General features: G+C 66.1%; 20 protein-coding genes and 1 pseudogene. 5 read left to right on the forward strand and 16 right to left on the reverse strand.

Annotated features, from left to right (window positions below; genetic code table 11):
* Nucleotides 1–40: 40 nt before the first annotated feature.
* Nucleotides 41–1,288: a histidine-type phosphatase gene (locus ABIC16_RS18420; protein WP_354292173.1), complete on the forward strand. Its 1,248-nt coding sequence runs from the start codon at nucleotides 41–43 to the stop codon at nucleotides 1,286–1,288.
* Here the strand turns inward: ABIC16_RS18420 and ABIC16_RS18425 are convergent.
* Genes ABIC16_RS18425 through ABIC16_RS18440 form a run of 4 tightly spaced genes read right to left on the reverse strand, consistent with a single transcriptional unit; the run spans nucleotide 1,266 to nucleotide 4,926 of the window.
* On the reverse strand, nucleotides 1,266–2,069 hold the full coding sequence (locus tag ABIC16_RS18425; protein WP_354292174.1) for an EAL domain-containing protein: 804 nt from the start codon (nucleotides 2,067–2,069) through the stop codon (nucleotides 1,266–1,268). The genes ABIC16_RS18420 and ABIC16_RS18425 overlap by 23 nt on opposite strands.
* Entirely contained in the window at nucleotides 2,066–3,262 is a 1,197-nt protein-coding gene (locus tag ABIC16_RS18430; protein ID WP_354292175.1) for an AMP-binding protein, read from the reverse strand. Before ABIC16_RS18430 ends, ABIC16_RS18425 begins: the two co-directional genes overlap by 4 nt.
* Nucleotides 3,259–4,560 carry a diguanylate cyclase gene (locus tag ABIC16_RS18435; RefSeq protein WP_354292176.1) on the reverse strand — a complete coding sequence of 434 codons (1,302 nt, stop codon included), beginning with the start codon at nucleotides 4,558–4,560 and terminating at the stop codon, nucleotides 3,259–3,261. The genes ABIC16_RS18430 and ABIC16_RS18435 overlap by 4 nt, the downstream gene beginning before the upstream one ends.
* A 6-nt stretch (nucleotides 4,561–4,566) precedes the next feature.
* Nucleotides 4,567–4,926, reverse strand: coding sequence for a phosphonate transporter (locus ABIC16_RS18440; protein ID WP_354292177.1), 360 nt, complete (start codon nucleotides 4,924–4,926; stop codon nucleotides 4,567–4,569).
* A gap of 279 nt (nucleotides 4,927–5,205) precedes the next feature.
* Here ABIC16_RS18440 and crtI point away from each other — a divergent pair, with 279 nt between their 5' ends.
* Entirely contained in the window at nucleotides 5,206–6,870 is a 1,665-nt protein-coding gene (gene crtI / locus ABIC16_RS18445; protein WP_354292178.1) for a phytoene desaturase family protein, read from the forward strand.
* 5 nt (nucleotides 6,871–6,875) lie between these two features.
* Here the strand turns inward: crtI and ABIC16_RS18450 are convergent, their stop codons facing one another.
* Nucleotides 6,876–7,814, reverse strand: a complete 939-nt coding sequence (locus ABIC16_RS18450) for an NAD(P)/FAD-dependent oxidoreductase (RefSeq protein ID WP_354292179.1) — start codon at nucleotides 7,812–7,814, stop codon at nucleotides 6,876–6,878.
* A 258-nt stretch (nucleotides 7,815–8,072) separates the two neighbouring features.
* Between ABIC16_RS18450 and ABIC16_RS18455 the strand changes: the two genes are divergently transcribed.
* A complete protein-coding gene (locus ABIC16_RS18455) occupies nucleotides 8,073–10,256 on the forward strand; it encodes an ATP-binding protein (protein ID WP_354292180.1) in 2,184 nt (727 codons plus the stop codon).
* Entirely contained in the window at nucleotides 10,256–10,654 is a 399-nt protein-coding gene (locus ABIC16_RS18460) for a hypothetical protein (RefSeq protein WP_354292181.1), read from the forward strand. Before ABIC16_RS18455 ends, ABIC16_RS18460 begins: the two co-directional genes overlap by 1 nt.
* A 69-nt stretch (nucleotides 10,655–10,723) precedes the next feature.
* On the opposite strand, the gene ABIC16_RS18465 is transcribed toward ABIC16_RS18460, so the two are convergent.
* From ABIC16_RS18465 to ABIC16_RS18515, 11 genes and pseudogenes are all read right to left on the reverse strand, one after another.
* Complete coding sequence (locus tag ABIC16_RS18465; protein ID WP_354292182.1) at nucleotides 10,724–13,480, reverse strand: TonB-dependent receptor; 2,757 nt, start codon at nucleotides 13,478–13,480, stop codon at nucleotides 10,724–10,726.
* A gap of 70 nt (nucleotides 13,481–13,550) precedes the next feature.
* Nucleotides 13,551–16,046, reverse strand: coding sequence for a glycoside hydrolase family 95 protein (locus tag ABIC16_RS18470; protein WP_354292183.1), 2,496 nt, complete (start codon nucleotides 16,044–16,046; stop codon nucleotides 13,551–13,553).
* A gap of 248 nt (nucleotides 16,047–16,294) precedes the next feature.
* Nucleotides 16,295–16,705 carry a Rap1a/Tai family immunity protein gene (locus tag ABIC16_RS18475; protein ID WP_354292184.1) on the reverse strand — a complete coding sequence of 137 codons (411 nt, stop codon included), beginning with the start codon at nucleotides 16,703–16,705 and terminating at the stop codon, nucleotides 16,295–16,297.
* Nucleotides 16,706–16,746: 41 nt separating this feature from the next.
* Entirely contained in the window at nucleotides 16,747–17,508 is a 762-nt protein-coding gene (locus ABIC16_RS18480) for a hypothetical protein (protein ID WP_502958332.1), read from the reverse strand.
* Nucleotides 17,509–17,602: 94 nt separating this feature from the next.
* Entirely contained in the window at nucleotides 17,603–17,914 is a 312-nt protein-coding gene (locus ABIC16_RS18485; RefSeq protein ID WP_277968803.1) for a hypothetical protein, read from the reverse strand.
* 177 nt (nucleotides 17,915–18,091) lie between these two features.
* Nucleotides 18,092–19,249 carry a Gfo/Idh/MocA family protein gene (locus tag ABIC16_RS18490; protein ID WP_354292185.1) on the reverse strand — a complete coding sequence of 386 codons (1,158 nt, stop codon included), beginning with the start codon at nucleotides 19,247–19,249 and terminating at the stop codon, nucleotides 18,092–18,094.
* A gap of 13 nt (nucleotides 19,250–19,262) precedes the next feature.
* The gene (locus tag ABIC16_RS18495; protein WP_354292186.1) at nucleotides 19,263–19,991 is read right to left on the reverse strand and encodes a Gfo/Idh/MocA family protein; all 729 of its coding nucleotides are present in this window, start codon (nucleotides 19,989–19,991) and stop codon (nucleotides 19,263–19,265) included.
* Nucleotides 19,992–20,085: 94 nt separating this feature from the next.
* Nucleotides 20,086–20,526: pseudogene (locus tag ABIC16_RS18500) on the reverse strand (Gfo/Idh/MocA family protein); the annotation flags it as partial.
* On the reverse strand, nucleotides 20,523–21,377 hold the full coding sequence (locus tag ABIC16_RS18505) for an FAD:protein FMN transferase (protein ID WP_354292187.1): 855 nt from the start codon (nucleotides 21,375–21,377) through the stop codon (nucleotides 20,523–20,525). The gene ABIC16_RS18505 and the pseudogene ABIC16_RS18500, both read right to left, overlap by 4 nt.
* A 5-nt stretch (nucleotides 21,378–21,382) precedes the next feature.
* Nucleotides 21,383–22,696 (reverse strand): Gfo/Idh/MocA family protein, encoded by a 1,314-nt coding sequence (locus ABIC16_RS18510; protein WP_354292188.1) that lies wholly within the window; start codon nucleotides 22,694–22,696, stop codon nucleotides 21,383–21,385.
* A 14-nt stretch (nucleotides 22,697–22,710) separates the two neighbouring features.
* Nucleotides 22,711–24,069: a 3-keto-disaccharide hydrolase gene (locus ABIC16_RS18515; protein WP_354292189.1), complete on the reverse strand. Its 1,359-nt coding sequence runs from the start codon at nucleotides 24,067–24,069 to the stop codon at nucleotides 22,711–22,713.
* Between the two features lie 324 nt (nucleotides 24,070–24,393).
* Here ABIC16_RS18515 and ABIC16_RS18520 point away from each other — a divergent pair, with 324 nt between their 5' ends.
* On the forward strand, nucleotides 24,394–25,140 hold the full coding sequence (locus ABIC16_RS18520; RefSeq protein ID WP_354292190.1) for a FadR/GntR family transcriptional regulator: 747 nt from the start codon (nucleotides 24,394–24,396) through the stop codon (nucleotides 25,138–25,140).
* Nucleotides 25,141–25,172 lie beyond the last annotated feature (32 nt).

Genomic DNA, 25,172 nt, shown 5'->3' on the forward strand with positions numbered 1-25,172 from the left:
GTAACATGACGCAGGCATGGCGGCGGTGGGGAGAAACGAGATGACGATCACACGACGCCTTGGCGCGTCCTGGCGCAAGGGGATGGCAAGCGCCGTGGTCGGCGCCGCCGCGTTCACCGCATCCGTTGCCGCCCCCCCGACGGATGGTGTCGCGGGTCTCCGAGTCGACCGAGTCGTGGTGGTGATGCGGCACGGTATCCGCCCCCCGACCAAGGCGCAGCCGATGCCGCTGGGCGTTGCGCAGGATCCGTGGCCGCGCTGGCCAGTCGCCCCGGGCTGGCTCACCCCGCATGGCGCCGCCGCGGTCGAAGCGATCGCCGCGTCGGATCGGGCAGCGTTTACCGCGGGCGGGCTCCTTCCGGCGCACGGTTGCGCTGGAAGGATCGCTTTGCTCGCCGACAGCGACCAGCGCACGATCGCAACCGCCGAGCAGTATGCGCGCGGAATTACCCCCGGTTGCGGCGTTCCGATCGAGCATCTGCCCCAGGATACGACCGACCCGCTGTTCGCACAGATCGACGACGGCCACGCCCCGCTCGACGCTGCACGCGCCAAAGCCGCGATCGACGCTGCGGTCGGCCCCGGCGGCATCGCCGCGACGGAGGCACGAATGCGGCCGTTGCTCGCCCGGCTCGATGCCGTGCTGTGCGGACGCACGACCGACACGCAATGCGGCGTCGCGAAGGACCCGACGACGATCACGCCGGCAACCGCACGGACGCGCCCGAAGCTTGCCGGTGCGCTGGACCGGGCATCGACCGCGGCGCAGATTCTGTTGCTCGAATATGCCGATGGCAAGCCTGCCGCCGACGTCGGCTGGGGCCGCGCCAGCGCGCAGGACGTCACCGACTTCGGCGCGTTCCATGCGCTGGAGTTCGCGATCCTCGCCCGGCCGCCGTATCTCGCCGCGCGCAACATGGCGGGCCTGTCACCGCGGATCGTCGGCTGGCTGACCGACGCAGCCCCAGCGGCGGCGCAGATCGCGATGATATCGGGGCATGACACCAACATTGCCAACCTTGCCGGGCTGCTCGGGCTGCACTGGCGGGTTCCGGGGATTGCGGCGGATGATCCCGTGCCCGGAGGCGCGATCCTGCTCGAGCGCCTGCGCGACACCGCCGGAAACATCTTCGTCCGCGCGCGCTACCGGGCGCAATCGCTCGAGGAACTGCGGGCGGGCACCGCACGCGCGCCATATCGTCGGATCGTGCCGATCGCCGGCTGTCGCGCGCGCGGCGTCGTCGGCCTCTGTACGCTCGACGCGTTTACCCGAAAACTGAAGGGGTAACCTGCTCTGCGATATCGAACGCGGGGCGTCCCAGCAGGTATCCCTGGCACAGGTCGATCCCGAACGCGCGCACGGTCGCCAGCTCCGCCGCGGTTTCGATTCCCTCGGCGAGCAGGACGATCCCCAGATCGCGTGCCATCGTGACGACCGCGCCGACGATCGCGCGCTTGGTCGCCGACTGGTCGATGTCGCGGATCAACGCCATGTCGATCTTGAGCAGATCGGGCTTGAGCTCGGTCAACAGGTTCAGCCCGGCATAGCCTGCCCCGAAGTCGTCGAGCGCGGTCGTGAACCCCTGGGCGCGGTACGCGGCGATGATCTTCCGCAAGTGCCCGACATCGCGCATCTTCTCGTTCTCGGTAAATTCGAACATCAGCCGGTTGGGGTCGAACCCGACCCGCGCCGCCGCCGACAGGGTCGCGCGGATACAGGCGTTGGGCTCATACACCGCGTTGGGCATGAAATTGATCGACAGCTTCACCGCAGGGTCGGGGGGAAACAGCGTCCCGGCCAATTCGACCGCGCGCACCCGGCACGCCTGATCGAACCCATAAACGAGCTCGGGGCTGACCTGTGCGAGAATGGCCGCAGCCCCTTCCCCCGCAGTCCCGCGCACCAGCGCTTCATAGCCCCACACCCGCCCGGCCGCGATGTCCAGGATCGGCTGAAACGCCATGGTGAAGCCGAACGGCAGCGCGGCGCCGTCGCGGCATCCCCGACAGCGCGCAGCAGAGGATGGGTCCTCAGCCGTCGGAAAGGCATTTGTCTGCATAAAGCTCATGACCAGTCACACACCTTGCCCATTGCGTTTCGCGGCAAAGCAGGCCCGAAAGCGTACGCCGTCGGGCGCTGTTCTGGAAGGAGGACTCTTTGCACGTAATGCGCAATGTCCGCCGTCAGCGCCGCTTCATCCCCCACGCCGCTGGGGACTACGAAAGCCTTCAACCGGTTCTGCCCGCTCAGCCGGACCGCGCAATCCGCGATGCCGACATGCCGTCGCAACACCGCTTCGACTTGTTCGGGCCAGACGTTGATGCCGCCGACCTGCACCGCGCCGTCGCGACGCCCCGCTACCGCGAAACCATGGTCGAGCGCGATCGAGAGCCGGTCCGGGAGCAGCACTTCACGCCCGCCCGCATCGACGATGACCGCATCCGCGCCGTTGATCGGAGCAGCGAATTGCCAGCGCGGGAGCAGTCGGTACGGCGATCCCGGCGCGCAGCGCAACGCGATACCACCCGTTTCGGACGCGCCGTAAACGTCGTACAACCGCTCGACCCCGGCTGCGCGCACCGTCTCCGCCAGCGCATCCGACAGCGGCGCCCCCGCGCTGACGCCGCAAACGCCCGCCGGCCAGCGCCGGATCGACCGGACGATCGCGCCCCACTGATCCGGCACTGCGACGATCAGGTCCCCCGCCTCCAGCGCGGGAAAACTCAGGACGGACGCCGCGACCACCGGCGCGCCGAGCGCTTCCGGCAGCAGCGCGGTCCAGATCAGCCCGTAGATATGATGCGCCGGCACAAGCGCCACGATCCGCCGGACCTGCGGCAGGACGGACGCGAAATAGGTGGCTTCGGCCAGCAGGTCGGCAATGGCATGAACGCACGGCTTTGCGCGCCCGGTCGACCCCGAGGTCATCAGCGTCAGCCGCGGATCCTCCCCGAGCAGCACCGTGGAGATATCATCCAGCCAGTGACCGACGGTGGAGGGCGGACCGCGCTTCGCCTCCTGTTCCAGCCCTTCAAGGCCGAACATCTCGTAAAGCGCCGCCCCCGCATTGACGGTTTCGAGCGAATCAAGCGGCAAGCCGCCGACCGACAACCGACAGTCGTCGGTCCAGGCGAACGGATCCTCGATGCGAACGCTGCCGCTTGTGCCACCCACGCGCCCCCGCGACCGGTTCGTCTCGTCCGCGACCAGTGCGGCGACGATCCGCCGAAGCGCCGGACGTGCGATCGGCGCCGCGGTCATGCTTCGACCGATCGGTGCGCTTGGCCGTGGACGCGGTTACGGCCACCGTGCTTGGCGGCATAGAGCTGCACGTCGGCAAGCTCGATCAGGCCATCCACCGTCCCGCAGGCGTCGGTTGCGGCCGCGCACCCGAAGCTTGCGGTGATCCGCACCGCACCAGCCGCCACCGGGATTACCAGCGCCTCGATCGCCTCGCGCAGGCGGTCGGCGATGGCGACCGCCTGTACCAGTGCCGTGTCGGGCAGAAGGACCGCGAACTCCTCCCCGCCCAGCCGCGCGAACAGGTCCGACGGACGCAACGTCGCACTACAAAGCTGGGTAAGCTGCTTGAGCACGACGTCCCCGGTCGGATGGCCGTAAGCATCGTTGACCGACTTGAAGTGGTCGACATCGAGCAGGATCAGCGACAACGGCTGGCGTGCATCACGCCAGCGCCGCTGCTCGCGCTCGAACAGTTGCAGAAAGTGCGTGCGGTTCGCTGCGCCGGTCAGATGATCGAACAGCAGCATCCGCCGCAAATCGGACGTGTCCGACGCGTCGCGGGTTACGTCGCGCAGGACGACGAAGAAACCGGGCGCGCTCCGATCGTCGAGCTCGGGGCGCACCGCGAACAGCCGCTGACACCAATACCGCTCACCCGTCCCACGGACCTGCCAGCTTTCATCGAGATACCATCCGTCGCGTTCGGCCAGCCGCAACTGGTCCGCCACCGTCATCACGCCCGACCCGGGCGTCACGCTGACGATCTGGTCGAGCGGAACGCCCGTCACGTCGCCCGCCGCGCAACCGTTCTGGCGCGCAAAGGCAGCATTCGCGCCCTCGATCACGCCGTCCGCGGAAATCGACAACACCGCATAATCGTTGACCGCCGCGATCAGCGATCCGAACCAGCTCTCGCTTTGCTTCAGGCGACGTTCCTGTGCGACCTGCACGGTAATGTCCGAAAAGGTCGCCATCGCGCGGTTCGGCCCGAGCTTGATCATCGTGCAGGCAAGCACCTTGGGATCCTTGCCGCTGCGCCGTGCCGCCATGTCGACCGCGATCCGGTGCCCCTCGCAAATCCCCCCGCGCTCCTTGGGATAATCGGCGAGCAGGTTGCGCAGCTCGGGTGCGCACCCCTCCAGCATCGCGAAGAGATTGCCCGGGTCGCGCATCCCCGCAACGGGCAGCAGATGTTTCATCGCATGCGGGTTGATCATCGTGATCGCCCCCATGGCGTCGAATTCCACCAATCCGACCGGACAGGCGTAGAGGAATTCGAGCAGTTGCTCGTGCTCCCGGGACAGGTCTGCGTCCATACCGCCTCAGCGTTCGATCAGGATGTACTGCAGCGGCGCGTCCGGCGTCGCCAGCAACCGTAGCCGGACACGCGTCGGACGCATCCGCAAGGTCAGGACGTAGGGGACGATCTCGTCGAGCTCGGCTTCATCCTCGAACCGCTGCGCCACCATGAAATTGTTCATGCATTGCGCAACCGCGTCGAAAAACGGCAGGCCAATCACGGAATCGCGGGCAAGTCCTGCCATCCCCGCCTCGGTCGCATTGTACACGACGACAAGCTTCTCCGAGTCCAACCCGACGACCCCGAACGGCAGACGATCCAGGTCTTCCAGCGGCATGCGCGCAAGCGCACCCAGATCGATTTCATCAAACGCGTGGAACACCGTCACAACCCTCACTCGGATAAGGTTTTGGTAGTACGAACCGAGAGTTAACTTTGAGTGTTCACACAGGCGCGGCCTCCCGACCATCGCGATACCGAGCGAACGGGGGCTTGCGGTCCGTTACCCAAAACCACATGTAGGACGCAGTGGTCAGGCAGGCGTTCGAGTGCCGGTGCCGGTGGATTCACCGCACCCGTTTCTCGCGCAATCGTACGACACCACCGGGACTCGATCGCGTATTTTCCCGTTCCAGCGTTCTGACAAAGAGACGGCCATTCCATGACACGACGTACCGCGATCGTAATCGGCTCGGGGATCGGGGGTATCGCCTGTGCGATCCGCCTGCAAAGTCTCGGGTTCGATACGCAGATCGTCGAACAGCTCGATGACGTCGGGGGGCGCGCCTATGTCCGCCGCGCGGAGGGGTTCACTTTCGACATGGGCCCGACGGTGCTGACCGTGCCGCATTTCATCGAGGAGCTGTTCTCGCTGGAGCGCGACGTGGCGATGCTGACCGCGCCCGATTTCCCCGATGACGTGCTGGGTGATGACCAACGCATCCTGACGGGCAGCAGCGCCGGCCCGAATACCAGCCGCTATCTCGAGATCGTCCCGGTCCTGCCCTTCTATCGCATCTATTTCGACGACGGCACCTTCTTCGATTACGATGCCGACCCGGTGAACGTCCGCGCGCAGATCGCGCGGCTCGCGCCCGAGGATCTGGAGGGGTACGAACGCTTCCATGAGGCCGCGCGGGCGATCTTCCAGCGCGGGTTCCTCGAACTCGGCTATACCTATTTCGGCAGCCTGGGTTCGATGGTCGGGGTCGTTCCCGATCTGCTCAAGCTCGGCGCGATCCAGCCTTTGTTCTCGCTCATCAGCAAATACTTCAAGAGCGACAAGATGCGGCAGGTGTTCAGCTTCGAGCCGCTGCTGATCGGCGGCAACCCGCTCAAGGTCCCCGCCATCTATGCGATGATCCACTTCGTCGAGAAGACTTGGGGCGTGCATTTCGCGATGGGTGGGACGGGCGCGCTGGTCAAGGCAATGATCACCAAGTTCGAGGAACTGGGCGGCAGCGTCCGCCTCAACGCCGAAGTGGCGCGGATCGACGTCGAAAAGCGCGGCGGCAAGCGCGTCGCCACCGGCGTGACGCTCGCGTCGGGCGAGACCCTGGCGGCCGATCTGGTCGTTTCGAACGGGGATTATGCGACGACCTACCTCAAGCTGATCGACAAGGCGCATCGCCGGATCAATCGCGACGCGGTGGTCAAGTTCCGCAAGCAGAGCATGTCCCTGATGGTGATCTATTTCGGGTATGAAATGCGCGACGGCGACCCCGATCTGCGCCACCACAACATCATCCTCGGGCCGCGCTACGAGGAATTGCTCACCGACATTTTCGAACGCAAGATCCTCGCCGAGGATTTCTCGCAATATCTCCACATTCCGACGATGACCGACCCGAGCCTGGCGCCCCCGGGGCATCATGCGGCCTATACGCTGATCCCGGTCCCCAACACGCTGGGCGACGTCGATTGGGACGCGGTCGGCGAAGGCTTCGCGCAGAAGGTCCTGACCTTCCTCGACGAGCGCGGCTATATCCCGAACCTGCGCGAGCGGCTGGTGTATCGCAGCTTCGTCACGCCGGACTATTTCGAACGGACGCTCGGCGCCTATGCCGGCAACGGGTTCGGGGTCGAGCCACGGTTGACGCAGACCGCCTTCTTCCGCCCGCACAATCGCAGCGAGGACGTCACCAACCTGTATCTCGTCGGTCAGGGGACGCAGCCCGGTGGCGGAACCCCCTCGGTGATGATGTCCGCCAAAATGACCGCCCGCGAGATTGCGCGCGATTACAAGGTCGACCAGCGGATCGTCGCGGGGATGCCCGATACGGTCGAGCGCAGAAAGTACGTGCTCGAGACGAGCGGGTCAGACTGAAGAGGTCAAACGCGCGCGGGCCGGAGGATCCGGTCCGCGAGGGTCTGGCCGGACATCCACGCGCTTTCGACGCGCGGGCCGAGCAGCCAGTCCCCGACTGCGCCGATCTTGCGGTGCGCATCCCATAGCGCGCCGTCGTCGCGGGCATGGACCCGCGCATAGCGCCAGCGATGACCGATCCGCACGGTCGCTTCCGGCAAGGGCGCGGTCGCTTCGCCCGCCAGCGCGGACAGGAGCACGTCGACCACATCCTCTGCCGCATCCTCGAGATGCGCGCGCGACCATTCGGGTGTCGCCTGGATCACCCACGCCTCTGCCCCGCTCCGGCCCGGCTTGGCACTGTTGCGCGCTGCCCAGCCGATCATGCCGCGATCCCGCAGCACGTCTTCGGCCAGCGCGATGCGGTCGGCAAACGCCACCATCGCGGTCCAGCACGGTGCGGACGGGCAATCCCGCGCCGCCGCCGCCATCGTCGCGTCCAGCGGCGCGAGCAAGCCGACGGCCTGTTCCGCGGGGGTCGCGACGATCACCGCATCGAACAGACCCTCGGAAACGGGGGCGAGCCGCCAGCCGCCGTCAACGGACGCGATCGCCTCGACTCGGCTGTTCCACGTCACGTCGAGATCCTGCGCGCTCGCCTTGACGAGCGCGTTCATCCCCGGCGTGCCGACCCAGGCATCCTCCCCCGCAGCGGGCCACCGCGCAACGACACCCGCCGCGGACCATTGCGCGACCGCATGCGAAAACGCCGGATCGCGTGCCGTGAAATATTGTGCGCCATGATCGAACGCCACGAGACCGGTCGCGCTTTCGACCCGCCGAGTCGCCATCCGCCCGCCGGGGCCGCGCCCCTTGTCGAACAGCGCAACCGCATGGCCACCGGCCTGCAATGCAGAGGCGCAGGACATTCCGGCGATCCCGGCTCCGACGATGGCGATTTTCATGGATGCTCAACCCCTTGGCTAACCGCGCCGACGCGGAGCCTTGCCTCGTAACACACGATGATCGCGATGGTGACCGATCCCGCACTTCGTTCATTGGTGCTAGTGCCGGATTCGCGCATAGCCAAAGCCTGATACGTGCGGCATCGTTTCGACAATGGCTCAATCCGACGGGAGCGAAGGGTGGTCCAGGCGGGAAACACGGGCCATGATCGGGGGCCAATGCAGAGGGAGCGGGTGTGCGAGCCCGCGCGCCCGCGCATGCTCCGCACGATCGGTCCAGACGATACCCTGCCGCAACGAGAGGTCGCGCCGCTCGAGGCGCTCATCCTCGACACCCCGTTCAGCGTCTGCCTGATCGATGCGGATGGGACGCTGCGCCTGCTCAGTCGTGGCGCGCAACGGACCTTTGCCTCGATTCCCGCGCCGATCGGACGTCCGCTGGGCGACTGTCTCCGGGCGATCTGGCCCGAACGCTTGGCGGACGCGGCGGTCGCGGATGTGCGCCGCACGCTGGAGACTGGGATCGACCAGGAAAGCACGACAGACGCCGCCGCCCGCGCCCTTGACCCCGGCGGCTGGTGGATGGAGCGCGTCACCCTGCCCGACAGCCAATACGCCGTGATCTGCTATTTCCACGATCGGATCGGACCCGCGCAATTTGTGCGCACGGTGGCGGAGCGGGAGGCGCAGTTTCGGGCACTGACCGCCGATCTGGAACGCCGCGTCCACGACCGCACCGTGGCGCTTCACCGCGCCAACGCACGCCTGTCGGCGGAAATCGCGCGTCTCGAAACGCTGCAGGCGGCGCAACTGCAAAGCCAGAAGCTCGAGACGGTCGGCCAGCTGACGTCGGGGATCGCGCATGATTTCAACAATATTCTGGGCGCGGTGCTCGGCGGGTTCGCGATCATCGAACACCGTACGGAGGACCCGCGGATCCAGCAGATCGTCGCCATGGGGCAGCGCGCGGCCGAGCGCGGCGCAACGCTGATCCGCCAGTTGCTCGCCTTCACGCGCTTGCAGGACGTGATGCCGCAGCCGGTCGATCTTGCAACCGCAATCGCCGAGATTTCGGATCTCCTGTCGCATGGCGTCCGCCGCAACATTGCGCTGATGATCGATTGCGCGCCCGACGCGTGGCCGACGCTGGTCGATCCCACGCAGTTGCAAGCGGCATTGCTCAACCTCGCCACCAACGCGAGCGACGCGATGCCGGGCGGCGGCGAAGTGCGGATCGTCGTTCGGAACGCCCCGGCCCACCCCGCGACCGCCGGACCACCGCATCCCCGCGAACTGGGCGGGCACGACGCGGTGGTGATCCTGGTGACGGACACCGGCCCCGGCATGGACGGCGCAACGCTGCGCCGCGTGACCGAGCCGTTCTTCACCACCAAGGCGCGCGGCAAGGGTACGGGCCTTGGTCTCACGATGGTGCAACGCTTCATCCAGCAGTCACGCGGGGCGCTTCGAATCGACAGCGAAGTCGGCCGCGGCACCACCTTTTCCCTATATCTTCCGCGCGCCACCGAACGCGACGTCGCGGCCCACCCACCGCCGGATGATCCGGTCGAGGAGACCCTGGCCGAAACCGCGTTCGAGACGCTCCTGCTCCTCAATGACGATCCCGACCTTTCCGACATTCTCGCGGCGGGATTGTCCGATCGCGGGTTCGAGGTTCTCGTCGCGAGGGACGCAGAGACCGCACTGCGCATCGCACGCGCCAGGCATATCGACGTTCTCGTCACCGACGTCGACGTGCCCGGCATGTCCGGAGTGGACCTCGTCGCAGCGATCCACGCGTCCGGGATCCGGATACCGTGCGTATTCATCACCGGGGGCGACGAAGCGCAGATTCCCGCTGGCGAGACGGTGCTGCGCAAGCCGTTCAGCCCGGCCGGGCTGCACTATGCCGTCCGCCGCGTCCTCATCGCCGCCAGCCAGCGCGCGTCGGACGAGGAGCGCATCGAGAGGCTCGCGCTGCGCGTGAAGTCGCAGTGCGCGCGGACGCTGCTCGATCACTGGCGCGCGATCCGCGGCGGGGCGGGGATGCCGGTCTTCGACCGGTTCACGCTGGAGGCCTGCCACGAACCGCACCGCATCCTCATCGCGACGATCGACCTGTGCAAGAGTCCGATCGAGTTCACCTTCACGCACGTCGGATCGACTTTGCACGATGCGCTTGCGGAGTATGCCGGAAAGACCGGCGGCCTGGATGCGCTCCCGCTCGACGGTGCCGATACGCTGGCGGCACGCGAAGCCGCCTACCGCCGCTGCGCACTGGCCGGGAAACCGGCCTACGAATATGCACGCGTCGATCTGGGGGAAGGCGATATCGAAACGTTCGAACGGCTGTTGCTGCCGTTTTCGGTCGATGGGACGCTGGTCGATACGATCGTCGGCGCAGTCGTGCTGCAACGCCATCCCGTCGTGCAGCAGCGCTGATGGACGAGCACACCTCGGCCGAACCGGCCCTCCCGGATTTCGACACGCCCGCGCTCGCCCGCGCGATCGAAGCGCTCCCGCCGTCGGTGGTCGACGACCTGCCGTTCGGCGCGATCCGGCTCGGGGTGGATGGCACCGTTGCCTATTACAGCGCGGCGGAACGGCGGCTGTCGGGGTCGGGGATGCACGATCGGATCGGACTGGACTTCTTCGGGCGCGTCGCGCCGTGCATGGACAATCCGGACTTTCGCGGAAGGGTCGAACGCGCCAGCGCCGCCGGCACGCTCGACCTGGAATTCACGCACATCGGTGATTTCGGGGATCGCCACCGCGAACTGACCGTCCGGATCCAACCCGCAAGCGCCGGTGGCTACTGGATCTTCCTCCGCCGCGAGTGATCGTCGCCACGACGACAGGGGCGAACCGCAGCCCGCCCCTGCCCCCGTCCTCGTGCGACGCCCGTAGCGTCAGAAGCGGAAGCGAACGCCCGCGGTATACCGGCGGCCGACATCGAGGATGTTGCGCAACAAGCCGATGTTGGTGACGTTGATCGTCTTGGCGTTGGTCGCGTTGGTGATGTCCGCGTTGAGCGAGAACTTCTTGGTCACGTCGTAGCTCGCCGAGATGTCGAGCTGCCCGTAAGCGCGCTGATAATCCCCGTCGCCGAACGTGCTGCGCGGATCGTTCACGAAGCCGTTGCGGTAATTGTACGAGGCGCGCAGCCCGAAGCCGTATTTCTCATAATAGCCCGCGATATTGTAGCTCCGCGTCGACGCACCCGAGATCGGGATCGCGGGCTGGTCCTGCGTCACGACCACGTCGCCGAGATCGAGATAGGTGAAGTTGGCGATGACCCCGAACCCGTCGAGCGCCCCCGGCAGGAAGGTGAACGGCACCTGCGCCCCAAGCTCGAACCCCTTGATCTTGCTGCTCGCGCCGTTGCGCGGCTGGAACAGCGTGAAGTCCTGCAACAACGTTCCGCCCTCTTCCAGCTGGACGGTATATTGCGCGGGCGAGTTGGTCCGGACGATGAAGTTCTTGACGTCCTTGTAGAACACCGCCGCCGACAACAGGCCGCTGCCGCCGAAGTAATATTCCAGCGACAGGTCGAGCTGCGACGACAGATACGGCTTCAGGTTCGGGTTGGTCGCGTTGATCGCGCGCGTGTTGGCATCCACGCTGATCGACGGCGACAGCAACCCCAGATCCGGCCGCGTCAGCGTGCGGCCCGCGGCGAAGCGCGCCTTGAGCGAGTCGGTGACGTTATACGACAGGTTCAGGCTCGGCAGGAACTCGGTGTACGAATTGTCGATCGCCACCGGCGACGTCCGTTGGACCACGGTGGTGACCCCGCCCCGCCGCACGAACAGCGAGGTCAGGTCCGCCGCAAAGCCGGTCGACGTCTGGTCGGTATGCACCACGCGAAGCCCGGCATTGGCGTTAAGCCGATTGTCGAACGCCTTGACGTCGAGCTGCGCATACCCCTCGAACGACCGCTCGGTCACTGCATAATCCCGCGCCGGTTGCGCGGTTGCGGGGGAGATTTCCAGCACGCGCGACAACGGTACGAGGCTGAAGAACTTGTCCAGGTCGGGCGCCAGATACCGTCCGAGCGAATCCCCGACGAATTTGGAGTAATCGGTGACGGAAAGGATCTGCGACGCAGACGTACTGCCGCCTTCGATCGTCGGATTGTAAGTCTGGCCGAGCGCACTGGCGAGCTGCGTCGAATTGATGTTGAAATTGCTCGAGGAAAAGCTGCTCTTGCGGTTGGCGAACATCCCGCCGACCTTGAACGCGCCCGAGAAGCCCGCCCCGTCGAACGCATATTTCGCATCGAGCCGGCCGTCATAATTGCGGTCGGAACTCGGCGCATTGTAATCGCCGCCGAAGCTGAACAGGTTGAAGGTCGACGGATTGAGCGGATCGTACCCGCGATTGAACGCCACGTTGGGCTGGTTGCCGATGCCGTCGCGTAAGTCATACGAGGCCGATGCGCGCGAGTTGATCCCGAAGCCGTAATTCTGCGCGTTCCGGTCCCCCTTCGAGAAGGTGAACTCGGACGAGACCGTCAGCGGCCCGTTCTTCCAGATCCCGCCGACCGCCGCGGTATACAGCTTGTCGCGCGTACGGATCACGCGCGTGTCCGACCGGTGATCAACCCCGTCGGCGTCAAGGAAGGTCAGGAAGGAACCGTCGTTCGCGCTTCCGACGATCCCCGAATTGGGGCCCTGGATGTTGGTGAAGCGGACCTGATGCTCGTTGTAGATCGAATTGTCCTGGAAGTCCGAATAGAAGCCGTCGGCGTACAGGTTGAGCGTATCGGTCGGCTTGAACTGAACGCCGCCGATCACGGTCTTGCGCTCGAACGTACCGTCCTGCGCGACCAGGTTGGTCGTGTGGTCGAACCGGAACTGGTCGTTCAGGTCGCCATCGCGGTTGTAGTCGCGTGGCGGATTGCGACGGTTCTCGATCCCGAGTTCAGCACCGTACCCGAAGAACCCCGCCTGCAAAACGCCACGCCGCTCATAATTGACGCCGAAGTTGACGCCGAACGAGTCGCTGAACACGTGGTTGACGTACAGCGACGCGTGCGGGGTCGCCATCTTGGGGTTCTCTTCGTAGATCCCCTCGGCGGTCACCGCGACGACATTGCGTCCGGCATCGAGCGGCCGGGCGACGCGCACGTTGACCGATCCGGCGAGCCCGCCCTCGACCATTTCGGCGGTCGGCGACTTGAGCACTTCGACCGCGCTGACGAAGTCGGAGCTGAGCGACGTGAACGAGAAGCTGCGCCCGCCGCCCGGCGTCGCGATCTGGCGCCCGTTATACAAGGTCTGCGTAAAGCTCGGCCCGAGCCCGCGCAGCGCAACCCGCGACCCTTCGCCCTTGTTGCGGGTGATCTGCACACCGGTCACGCGCTGGAGCGATTCGGCGAGGTTCTGATCGGGGAACTTGCCGATATCCTCGGACGAGATCGCGTCGCTGATCCCGATCGAGTCGCGCTTCAACGCGCGCGCGTCCTGCAGACTGCGGCGAATGCCGGTGACGACGATGTCCTGCGTCGGCTCGGCCCCAGTGGGCAGCGTCGCGGGTGCGGGGTCCTCGGTCGTCGTCTGCGCGGCGGTGGTGTCCTGCGCGGGAGATGTCGCCGTCTGGGCCCAGGCCGGTGCACTCAATCCCAGCGCAAGCGCCGACGTCGCGGAGTAAAGCGTCTTGTTCATTGTGTTTGTCCTGTCCTGAAGTTGCGTTTTTTGTTTTCGTTGGGGAGAAATCGTCGAACGGGATGCCGGGTCAGACGTTGGCGAAGCGCAGCGTGTAGGTCCGGCCCGGCTCGGCGCGGAACGTCGCGAGATCCGCTTCCTGCTCAAAGGCGAGCGCGCGTCCGGCGGCCCTGACCCCGACCACGCGCTGCCCCGGCGGCGCGCGCACCGCCTGCGGTCCGGCAATCGTGGACGCGATCCGAGCCGACACCACGCGCCCGCCGCTCCAGCGGATCCCGACGGTCGCCCCGCCCTGCGCGCGCAGACCCTTGATCTCGCCGTCTCGCCACGCCGCGGGCAGCGCCGGGCAAAGGGCCACCGCGCCGTCATGACTTTGCACCAGCATGTCGGCGATCGCGGCCGCGATCCCGAAATTGCCGTCGATCTGGAACACCGGCAGCGGCTTGCCCGGATGCGTGTCGAACAGGTTGCCGACCGTGCTCTTCGCGAGGAACTGGTCGACCGAATAGCCAGCGTGGGCACCGTCCCCGAGCCGCGCCCAGATGCACGTCGCCCAGGCGCGGCTCCATCCGGTCGCCGCCCCGCCGTGATCCTCGCGCCGTTGCATCGATGCGCGCACCGCCTTCGCCCAATCGGGCGTGCGGCGCGGCGTGAATTCGGCACCGGGATACAGCGGATAGAGATGCGAGATGTGGCGGTGGCCCGGATCCTGCTCGGCGAAATCCTCCGACCATTCCTGCAACTGGCCATAGCGCCCGACACGATACGGCTCGAGCTCGGCGACGAGCCCGGTCAGCCGACGCGTGAAAGCCTGATCCGTGCCCAGCACCGCCGCCGCCGCAGCGCAATTGGCGAACAGTTCGCGCGTCAGCGCCAGGTCCATCGTGCACCCGGCGCTGATCCCCGCGGGCTTGCCGTCCGCCGCGAGGAACTGGTTTTCGGGCGACATCGACGGTGCCGTCGTCAGTCGACCGGTGCGCGGGTTGCGCACCAGCCACGCCGCACAGAATTCCGCGGCACCGCGCATCAGCGGATAGGCGTGATCGCGTAGAAACGCCGTGTCGCCCCCGAACACATAATGATGCCACAGATGTTGCGCGAGCCACGGCCCCGCCATCGGCCAGTTGGCCCATTGCGGATCGCCCTCGCCCAGCCCGACCGGGTTGGCCATCGCCCAGATGTCGGTGTTGTGGTGAAGGCACCAGCCGGGCATGCCGTAATAGTCGCGCGCGGTGACGGCCCCGGTCTTGGCGACGCGCGCGATGAAATCGAACAGCGGCTGGTGGCAATCCGCGAGGTTCGCGGTTTCGGCGTGCCAATAGTTCATCTGGACGTTGATGTTGCTGGTGAAGTTGCTGCTCCACGGCGCGCGCACCGTAGCGTTCCAGATCCCCTGCAAATTCGCCGGCTGCGTTCCGGGGCGCGAGCTGGCGATCAGCAGGTAGCGCCCGAAATTGAACAGCAAGGCCGCCATCGCGGGTTCGGGCGCGGTGGCGTTGTCGACGCGGCGGCGATCGGTCGGCACGCGGTTCCGCGCGCTGCCGATCGAAAGCGACGCGCGGCGGTAGAGGTGCTGGTGATCCGCGACGTGCGCGGCGCGCAGCGTGGCGAACGGTCGCGCGCCTGCCGCGTCGAGCTGTCGCGTCGCATTGCCGATCACCTCGGCGACCGGACGATCCGGCGCGCGATCATGCCCGCGAAAACCCGTCCCCATCGCGATCCGCAGGACCACGGCGCTCGCGTTCGTAATCTCGATCCGGTCGCCGCGCGCGATCATCGCGCCGTCGACGACCTCGACGTCGATGACCGCGGCGAACGCCATCGCCTTGCCCGGTGCGTCGTCATAGACGACGGGGTTGGGGACATCGCGGTAATTGGGTTGGCAGACCGCCGGTGCCTTGCCCGCCAGCACGATCCGCCGTCCCGCTGCGGTGGCCTTGCCCTGCAACGGCGTCCGCACTCCGACCGAACAGCTGATCGTCCGCGCGCGATCGGCGGAAAGGCGGATGACGATCACCTGGTCCGGATGTGATGCGAACACCTCGCGGGTGTAGCGCGTACCCTCGATCGCATAGGAAACACCCGCCACCGCCGTGTCGAGATCGAGCGTCCGGCGATAGTCCGACACCGCAGCGCCATGCGCCATGTCGAGCAGCACGTCCGCGAGCGGCAGGTAGCTCTCGCTATACGGTCCCTGCATCGCATGCGCGATCCTGTCCGCAGCGTGATAATCCTGCGCGAAGACTGCGGCGCGCATCGCGGGGAGCGACGCCAGCGCCGTCGGATTGCCGCGCGACGGGGGCGCGCCCGACCACAGCGTATCTTCGTTGAGCGCGATAACGTCGTGCTGCGCCCCACCGCGTACCATCGCACCGATGCGGCCGTTACCGACCGGAAGCGACTCGATCCACGTGTCGGAGGGGGCGGCGAACCACAAGGCGTGTGCGCCATCGGGCATCGCGCCGCCGCCGGCCCCGGCCCCGGACGCGGACGCGGGCGTCAGCGCTCCCGAAGCAACGACCGCTGCGGCACCGCCCTTCAGGACTGTCCTTCTGCTCCAAGGCATTGGTTCGCGCTTTCACCGTTATCCTCACCAGGCGAAAACTTGTTTTCATTCGTGCAAAATGTCAATCTTGTCCGACAAATTAGCGCAATTTGCATCGAAAATTACAGAGCGGTGACATAAGGTTACGGCACGACGATCCGTCGTTTCAAGACTCTGGAAGATGGATGCGGCAGCCTTGCGCCAACGCCGCACAGGACGCTGCAGCTTCGCATTCGACCGGCCGGGTCAGCCCGGACCGGAAGAAAGGATCAGTCGCGCTGTCGGCTCGTGGTTTTGCGCGTCGGCTTTGCCTTTGATTTCGATGCGCTCGCCTTGGCCTTGGGCTTCGCCTTCGTCGCGCTCTTGCACGGGAAAGCCCCCTTCAACGCATCGCGGACGAGGAACGCGGGTGCGGCGTCCCACGCCTTGCGGTTCGTTCGCAAATACTTGCGCGTCGCGGCGATCGCTTCCAACGTCGAGGCATTGGTCGGGGACGGACAGATCTGGCGCGCCATCGACAGCGTGTCGAACGCGCCGAGAATATAACCGGTGCAGAAGCTCTGGCTCGCGTCCGAATCCTTGCCGCGACACGATTCCGCAAGCTGTTCGGTTTCCAGCGAGCTGACCACCACGGGCGCTTCGGGAGCGGCGGCGATCAGTGCGATCAATGCCAGAATCATGACCGTTTCCTTCAAACCCGGGCGCAGCGGCGCAAGGGACGCTAGTCGGCGGTAGCCGCCGTGAGATAGGGCAACAACCGCACGCTCGGGAAAACCTCCTCGAGCGGCTTGGTATCGGGCAGGATGTACACGACACCGCCCTTCTTCAAAAACAGCGGCCGCAATTGCTTGGCGTAGAAACTCGTGCCGACGTTGATGCAGCCGAAACTGATCCGATTGTCCTCAGGCGACGGCGACAACAGCCGCTCGACGCGGCGTTCCTTCTTGTGCGTAGTGATCACCGCGTGCAGCGCGACCGAATTGGCATAATCGACCCACAGCACCCGCTGTCGCCCGAACGCCAGACCGAACTTGGCGACGAACCGTCCAGCCGGCGTCGTCCGCTCGGCAGGACCGATGTCCGACAGCTCCTTCGCGCCGACTCCGGGCGAGGAATCATCCCCGATCCCGATCCCCAGCAGCACGGGCGTTTCCCCCAGGAACTCGCCCTTGGCCGAGAACATCGAGAGCGACGCGGCCTGCTTGTCGATGATGATATAGGGAAGCGCGCCATTGTCGTGCGCGGTGGCGACCCACGCGACCATGCGTTGCGCCGCTTCCGACCGGACCGGCTCGACCAGCGGAACGACGACCTTGGGGGGCGTCTTGGTCTTGACCTTGCCGCTGGTCTTCTTGGCGGTCTTCCGCGCCGGATCGGCGACGGACTTCGCGGCCTTGGAAACCTTCGCCGCTGGCTTGGGGGAACTCTGCGCCGCAAGTGGCGCCGGCAAAACTGCCAGCGCCACCAGGGTGGACGCAATCACGCCCCTAAGGCGACCGAAGCGGAACAGGCGCGTAAACACGGAACCGGTGTTCACCCGTCCTGACCGTCAATGCAAGCGCGTTGCGACAGCGTGATCAGCCGCGCGGACGACGCTGCTGGCGCTGTGCCTGCTGCTGCATCTGCTGGTCGAGACCATCGACGCGACCGTTGATCTGGTCGATCCGCTGCGCGTTCTGCTGTGCCTGGCCGGCGGCAGCCTGCGCCTGCGTGAGCGCCTGGCCGGACGTACCCTCGACCGTGCGGACGCGACCATCGATCCCGTCGATGCGCTGGTTCACGGTGGCGATTTCGCGCTGGACGTAACCCTTGGTCGCGCAACCGCTGATCCCGATCGAGCCGACCATGATGATCGCAACAGTAGCAGCTTTCGCAAAATTCGGACGCATACACTCACCTTTTAGCAATGTTTTTGGTTTCACGAGCCAAGGCGGACCAACGAAAATTGGCAATCGCATTTGGCCGAAACGTTCTCCTTATACGATCGAAGACAGCAAAAGATCCGCGGAAATCAGCGGTTGTTACGCTGTTGAACGGGAGGTGAACGACTCCGCGTTCCGGAGCATTTACGCGCGTGCCGGGGTCGCGCGGGCGGTCGCGGTCAGCACCAGTTCCGCCGCCAGCAACGCACCGTCCTGATCCTGCGCCACCGACGTGCGTTCGACCAGATCGGTCACGAATTGCGGACCGAACGGCAACGGCACCTTCGAGCAATCGAGATAACGCGCGCCCTTGCGGTCCGCGATGAACAAATGGTTGCCCCCCGGTCGCCCGGCGATATCGACGTATTTGCGCAGCTCGATATAGCCCTCGGTCCCGAGGATGAAGAGCCGCCCGTCCCCCCAGGTCGGCAACCCGTCGGGGGTGAACCAGTCGACCCGCACATATCCCGCGCCGCCATCGCCGTTCAGCATCATGTCGCCGAAATCCTGGAATTGCGGATGGTCGGGATTGTTGAAATTGCCGGTCTGCGACGCGACCACATGCGCGCGCTTGCTCCCCGTCAGATAGACGAACTGGTCGGCCTGATGGCTGCCGACGTCGGTCAGGATCCCGCCGTTGCGCGCCGGGTCCCAGAACCAGTCGGGACGGCTCGGCTTGGACAGGCGGTGCGGCGCGAGGTTGACCGTCTGGATCACCTTGCCGATCGCGCCGTCATGGACCATCTGCCCCGCCATCACCGCAGCGGGGACCTCGAGCCGTTCGGAATACATGATTCCGAACTTGCGCCCGGTCTCCTTGATCGTACGGCGCACCTCGGCGAGTTGCTCGAGCGTCGTCACCGCCGCCTTGTCGCTCAGATAGTCCTTCCCGGCGCGCATCACCCGCACCCCGAGCGGCGCGCGCAGGCTGGGGACGGCGGCACTGCACACCAGCTTGATCGCACGGTCGTCGAGGATTTCCTGTTCGGAGCGCGCGAGCTTGATGTCGCCATAGCGCTTGCGGAACGCCGCGATCTGCTTGGGGTCGGTCGACAGGAAGGCGGTCAGCACGCCGCCACCCCGGATCACCGCGTCGGTAATGCCGTAGATGTGGTTATGGTCGAGCCCGATCACCGCGAACGGGACGCGGTATTTCGCCTCGGGCGCGGGACGCGCGGGGGCCGCCTCGGTCGCTGCATCCCCGCGCGTCGCGGATTGCGCGAAGGCGTCGCCCGCGAACCCGGCGGCAAGGCCCGCGGTGAGCCCCAGCCCGAGCAGCGCGCGTCGATCGGTATCGGTCACGGTCCTATTCCCTTCAGATGGTAACAAGCGAGGTCGGCCAGGTCAGCGCCTCGCCCCGGTCCATGGCCTGCTCGCCGAGCAGCGACGCGACGCTCGCGGCATAGGCCTGCGCCAGCAGCCCGGGGAGCGGCTTGTTCGCGCGGACCGCTTCGCCAAACCCTTCGAACTGGAGCATCGTCTCGTCATATTCGCCCCAGCCGAGCGACTCGCCCGGCGTCGTCACCGGCAGCTCGGGGAACCAGGTCGCGCCCCCGATCGGCACGGCGCGCTTTTTACCGCGCGCCACGTCCTTCTGCATCCGCTGCAACGCCAGCACCTTTGGCGGCACTTCCTGAAAGATTCGGCCGAGTTCGGGTTCGATCGTCCCCTTGCTCCCCTGGATCTGCTCCTCGCAGCCATAGCGCGCATTGTTGAGCAGCGAAGTGTAGATCAGTTTCCGCCCGCCGGCATATTCGTAGATCAGCGCGACATGGTCATAGATCTCGCGCCCGTCCTTCCAGAAGCAGATGCTCCCCGATCCCATCACGCGCGTCGGCACCGCATCGAAGAACCAGTTGCCGACCTGCAATTGATGCGTCGCGAGTTCGGTCATCAACCCCGCCGAACTGTCGCGGTACAGCCGCCAGTTGATCTGGCGGTCGCTCACCCCGGCCGGGACCGGGCGCCGCCAGCTGTTGTTGCGGTGCCAGCTCGCGCGGATCTGCGTCAGCGATCCGATCTCGCCTGCCTTGGCGCGGCGCAACGCGTTGAGATAGGTTCGGGTGGAACATCCGCTGATGCCCGATCTGGAGGATCTTGCGGCTGTCCTGCGAACGCTTCACCATCGCGCCGCAATCCGGGATCGTCCGCGCCATCGCCTTTTCGCACCATACGTGCAGCCCGGCGTCGAACCCGTCGAGCACATGCTTGGCGTGCAGGTTGAGCGGGGTCGCGATCACCAGCGCGTCGAGCCCGCCCTTCTCCAGCATCGCGCGGTGATCCGCGTACACCGGCGTGTTTGCACCGACATAGGGGCGCGCCTTGGTCAGATGCGGTTCGTAATTGTCGCAAATCGCGGCGACCATGCAGTTGCGCGTCTTGTTGATGTTCTGGATGAGCGTGCGCCCGCGGTCGCCCGTTCCGATCACGCCGATCCGGATGCGATCCGATGTCGCCGCCGCGGTGCCGGCCGCGATCGCGGCCCAGGGAGCCGCAGCGGTCATCCCCGCGCCCGCCGCCGCCATCAGCACGCGATCAAGGAACGAACGGCGGGAAAGGTCGAAGTCCATGTCGGTCATTGCAGAGCCATTCTCGCAGAGGAAGCGCGGGCGGTCGCGCAAGGTAGGTCGAACAGGAAGCGGTTTGCCCGGTCCTGGTCGATCAGGCGATCCGCGCGCCCGGGATCGGCCACGAGCAACGCGGTGCTCATCGCTTCGGCCAGCGCCCCGGTCCGCGCGACCGCAACCGCGCAGCGCGGTGCGGTGATCACCGCCCGATCATCGGGCCGCAGCATCGCGGCACGCTCGGGCGCCGCCGTCCCCGCCCCGACCGTCGCGGAGATCGACAGTGACTGGTCGATCAGCTCGACCTGGACGAGGCTATCATCGGGATCGGACGGACTCGGCACCGCGAACGGCCATCCCCCGCCAAGCGGATGCTCCCCGATTACCGCGATCGAACTTTCCCCCGCCGACAGACACGCCGACACGATCCCAGCCGCGCGCAGGACTTCACCGGCCCGGTCGAGCGCGAAACCCTTGCCGAACCCGCCGAAGTCGAACGCCACGGGGGTCGTGGCATACAGCCGTGCCGCCGCGCGATCGAAGGTGATCCCCCGCCATCCAGCCACCGCAAACCGGCGATCCGCGGCGGGATCGAACAGCCCAAGCGTCGCTTCATGCACCGCATCGATCGCGACGAGCGCATCGAACAGCACCGGATCGTCGACCGGCGCAGTCTCGCCCGCCAGCAACCGCTCGTTGAGCGCGGTGGTCGCCGAGGGACGGTGGATCGTCAGCGCATCGTCCACCGCCTCGATCGCGTGCCGTGCGGCGACGAGCGCATCGTCCGCCCCTGCCGCGCCGAAGCGGTGGAGTTCGATGCGCGTCCCCATCGCCATGAAGCGTTCGACGTCCGCGGAGATCGACACGGGGGTCAGCCCTTGACCTCCCAGCCGGGTTCATAGGCGACCGACCACAGTTTCATCGCCTCGGCCCCGTTGGGCTTGCCGGTCGAGGGGTCGATCGTCAGCGCGCTGTCGGTGCGATAGGCGATGTTGCCGAGGTGGCAGAGCGTGGTGCTGATATGCCCCTCGGCGATCGGCGAGGCGAGCGCGCTCGCGCGGCCGCGGATCACATCGACCAGATTGCCCGCATGATAGACGTCGAGCACGCCCTCGCCGACCGTCCCGGTGGTTTCGGACGTTGCCTTCGCCATCACCTGTCGGATCGACTTGCCCGCCAGGTCGTACAGCTCGAACCCGTTGCGATCGACCACCGCCGACCCCTTGGTCCCCAGCAGCAGCACCCCGCGGCCCCGCCCATAGGTCAGCATCGCGTTGCAGCTCTGCCCGTTCCAGCGGATCATGCGATCCTTGCCATAGGCGAGCTCCAGCGCGAGCGAATCGTACATTTCCCAATCGTCGCCGGCGTGGAACCGCTTCGCCCCCTGCACCGCCACGCGCGTCGGATAGGCGAGCCCCATCAGCCAGCGCGCCACGTCGAGCTCGTGCATCGCATTGTTGCAGAGTTCGCCCGTCCCGTATTTCCAGAACCAGTGCCAATTGTACGGCACCAGATTGGAGCGATAGGGTCCACGCGGCCGCGGCCCCTGCCACAGGTCCCAGTTGAGATGCGCGGGTGGCGCGACCGTCTGCCCGGTGCCGATCGACTTGCGGTTGTTCGCATACCAGGTCTGCGCTTCATACACGTCGCCAAGCTCCCCCGCCTGCACCAGCGCGCGCAATTGCTGCGTCTCGGGACTGGAGCGTTGCTGGTTGCCGACCTGGAGCTGGCGGCCGGTGCGCTTCTGCGCGGCGATCATCGCCTCGCCCTCGGCGGGCGCGATCCCGATCGGTTTCTCGCAATAGACGTGGTGCCCCGAATTCATCGCATCGATCGTAAGTTTCGCGTGCCAGTGGTCCGGCGTCGCGATCGTCACTATATCGACGGCCTTGCTGTCGAGCAGTCGGCGATAGTCGCCCACGGTCTTTGGCGCGGGATGGCCCTTGGCGGTAAACTCGGCGGCGCGTTTGGCGAGAATCTGCGAATCTACGTCGACAAAATGCGTTATTTCGACGTTGGGCAGCTTTGAAAAGGCGCTCATATGCGCCATTCCGCGGCTGTTTACGCCGACGACAGCGACCCGCAGGCGGTCGTTCGCCCCCTTGATCTGCGCATAGCTCCGCGCACTCATCGCGACGCCCAGCGCGGCGCCTGCCCCCGTCAACATCGTACGGCGGTCCAGCATGGTCTTATCCCCCATCAGAGTTCGCGCAGCTTGATCGACCGGAAGTCGACATGATTTCCATGATCCTGCAACAGGATAGGGCCCTGGTCGGCCTCCCCGAAATGCGGATATTTGGCATATTTGCTCTGCGCGACCAGCGCGCGGAACGCGGGCGACCCACGGTCATACTCGACCATCTTGAAGCCGTTGAGCCAATGCTCGACATGCGTGCCCCGCACCACCAGCACCGCCCGGTTCCATTCCCCCGGCGGATTGACCCGCTTCCCTGCGCTCGCCGGGTCAGACAGGTTCCGCGCCGCAATCATGTCGTACAGCGATCCAACCGTGCGGTTGCCGTCGCGCCCCATCTTGGCATCCGGGTGGTTCGCGTCATCAAGCAATTGATATTCCAGCCCAATCGCCGGACCGCCCTTCGCCAAAGCAGGATCGATCAGATATTTTATCCCGCTGTTCGCGCCCTGAGTCAGCCGGAAATCGACCGAAAGCTCGAAATTGCGATAGCTGCGCGTGGTGATGATATCGCCGCCGCCCGACCCCTCGACGCTCAGCAAGCCGTTGGCGACCGACCACCCCTTGGGAAAAGCGGGCGCCGCAAAACTGCGCCAGCCCGCCGTCGTCCGGCCGTCCCACAACAGCTTCCACCCGGCACGGCGTTCGCCCTCGGACAGTTGGTTCGATTGCCACCCCTGTTGTGGAATGGTCGTCGCGGGCATCGCGTAACGTGCTGGATTATCAGTGATCATTCGCACGCTCTTGAAGCGCACTTCCGGGTGCTGTGCCGCATCCGCGTCGGGAATCGCGTGGACCTGAAACGCGATGAACCCGCGGGCGTCCACATCGTCGACCACGTCCGCCGCGGGCACGCCATTGATCCACGTCCGCAACCGGTTGCCGATCGCCTCGACGCGGTAATGATTCCAGCCGCCCGACACGAAGGTCGCGCGCGCCGGCTCGTTACGGCCGAGCGTGTACAGCCATTGCCGTCGCTGCTCGTCGTAAAGCCCGCCGCTCCAGCGACGCGGCGAGGGATCGATCTCCGCCTGATAGCCGAACACGACTCCCTTGCGGTAATCGGGGCGGCTCTGCCCGCGAATCATCACGCCGGAATTGAGTTTGGGGTCGGTCTTGGCGTCGAACTCGATGATGAAATCGCCGTACTTCGTATCGGACACCAGCCAGCTGTTGGTTGCCCCAGGCATCGCCCGCCCGACGAGTTCCCCATTGTCGACGCTATAATCGGCTTTGCCGCCAGTGACATGCCAACCCGCCAGCCCTGCGCGCGGCGTGACGTTCTGCCACGGGGCGCTGGCTTGCGACGCCGTCGGCGCGGGTGTGGCTTGCGATACCGCCTGGACGGATGCGAGCGTCATCATCGGCAGTGCCGCAATGGCCAGGAATGTGAGCGGTCGAGTCATAGCGCCTCCCCTGTTCTATCGCCGACCGTACGCATCGGGACATCCCACCTCGAAAGGTTCGGTCCTGCCGCGCCGTCTGGTCTGGTCGAGCCTTTGCGGCCTCTCGTCCGAACTTCAGTAAGTTGTGGTCGGACCACACGCAATAGGATTGTAAGACATTTCTACGCAAAGTGTGCGATTCGAGGTGGACAGGCCTTGACGATCGGCCGCGTGGCGCGAAGGACAAGGGGCGTTTTCGCGCGGATGATCCTTCGCTTCGCCGGCGAAAATGGGAGGTAGTCGATGAACATGGCTGAAGGCGGCGGCAAGCTGTACCGCAAGATCGTACAGGCGATCCTCGCGGATATTGCCGATGGCACGTTCCCGGTCGGATCGCGGCTGCCCGCCGAACGCGACCTGACGGACCGCTTCCAGGTCAGCCGTCCGACGATCCGAGAAGCAATGATCGCGCTCGAAATGAAAGGCCTGGTCGAGGCGCGCAAGGGATCCGGCGTCTTCGTGCTCGCCGCCTCGACGATCGACGAGGACAAGGAACTCGACATCGGCGCGTTCGAGATCACCGAGGCGCGGCGCTTGCTGGAAGGCGAAGTCGCCGCCGTTGCCGCAACCGAAATCAACGAAGCGCAGCTCGCCGAACTGCGCACGTTGTTGGCGCAAATGGCGCAGGACGACAATACCGCCGCCGAAGCCGCCGACCGGCGTTTCCACATCGCAATCGCCGAAGCGACGGGCAATGCGGTGATCATTTCGGCGGTCACCGACTTCTGGGACATGCGCTTCCGCTCGCCGCTTGCGCGCGAAGTGCTGGTCAAGGCGGGCAGTCTCGGCACGGAGAGTCGCATGGCCGAGCACGGCCGTATCCTTGCCGCGCTCGAAGCGCGTTCGCCGGTCGACGCGCGCACCGCGATGCGCGACCATCTCGCCCGGCTGATCGACCATCTGCTCGACGTCACGGAAACCGAAGCGGTCGAGCGCGCGCGCGCGGAAACCAACCAGCGCCGCCGTGCGCTGGCCAGGCGGTCCGTCTAGCCCTCCCGCCCCCGGACTTCCCTGACCAAATC

It is taken from the genome of Sphingomonas sp. PvP055 (assembly GCF_040546365.1).
Classification (GTDB): Bacteria; Pseudomonadota; Alphaproteobacteria; order Sphingomonadales; family Sphingomonadaceae; genus Sphingomonas; species Sphingomonas echinoides_A.

What these genes read in the sequence shown, in the direction of transcription:
- ABIC16_RS18465 (WP_354292182.1), bottom strand. Translation starts at nt 13,480, where the DNA reads ATGAACAAGACGCTTTACTCCGCGACGTCGGCGCTTGCGCTGGGATTG.
- crtI (WP_354292178.1), top strand. Translation starts at nt 5,206, where the DNA reads ATGACACGACGTACCGCGATCGTAATCGGCTCGGGGATCGGGGGTATC.
- ABIC16_RS18420 (WP_354292173.1), top strand. Translation starts at nt 41, where the DNA reads ATGACGATCACACGACGCCTTGGCGCGTCCTGGCGCAAGGGGATGGCA.
- ABIC16_RS18515 (WP_354292189.1), bottom strand. Translation starts at nt 24,069, where the DNA reads ATGATGACGCTCGCATCCGTCCAGGCGGTATCGCAAGCCACACCCGCG.
- ABIC16_RS18510 (WP_354292188.1), bottom strand. Translation starts at nt 22,696, where the DNA reads ATGCTGGACCGCCGTACGATGTTGACGGGGGCAGGCGCCGCGCTGGGC.
- ABIC16_RS18460 (WP_354292181.1), top strand. Translation starts at nt 10,256, where the DNA reads ATGGACGAGCACACCTCGGCCGAACCGGCCCTCCCGGATTTCGACACG.
- ABIC16_RS18520 (WP_354292190.1), top strand. Translation starts at nt 24,394, where the DNA reads ATGAACATGGCTGAAGGCGGCGGCAAGCTGTACCGCAAGATCGTACAG.
- ABIC16_RS18455 (WP_354292180.1), top strand. Translation starts at nt 8,073, where the DNA reads ATGCTCCGCACGATCGGTCCAGACGATACCCTGCCGCAACGAGAGGTC.
- ABIC16_RS18485 (WP_277968803.1), bottom strand. Translation starts at nt 17,914, where the DNA reads ATGCGTCCGAATTTTGCGAAAGCTGCTACTGTTGCGATCATCATGGTC.
- ABIC16_RS18470 (WP_354292183.1), bottom strand. Translation starts at nt 16,046, where the DNA reads ATGCCTTGGAGCAGAAGGACAGTCCTGAAGGGCGGTGCCGCAGCGGTC.
- ABIC16_RS18435 (WP_354292176.1), bottom strand. Translation starts at nt 4,560, where the DNA reads ATGGACGCAGACCTGTCCCGGGAGCACGAGCAACTGCTCGAATTCCTC.
- ABIC16_RS18475 (WP_354292184.1), bottom strand. Translation starts at nt 16,705, where the DNA reads ATGATTCTGGCATTGATCGCACTGATCGCCGCCGCTCCCGAAGCGCCC.
- ABIC16_RS18430 (WP_354292175.1), bottom strand. Translation starts at nt 3,262, where the DNA reads ATGACCGCGGCGCCGATCGCACGTCCGGCGCTTCGGCGGATCGTCGCC.
- ABIC16_RS18450 (WP_354292179.1), bottom strand. Translation starts at nt 7,814, where the DNA reads ATGAAAATCGCCATCGTCGGAGCCGGGATCGCCGGAATGTCCTGCGCC.
- ABIC16_RS18425 (WP_354292174.1), bottom strand. Translation starts at nt 2,069, where the DNA reads ATGAGCTTTATGCAGACAAATGCCTTTCCGACGGCTGAGGACCCATCC.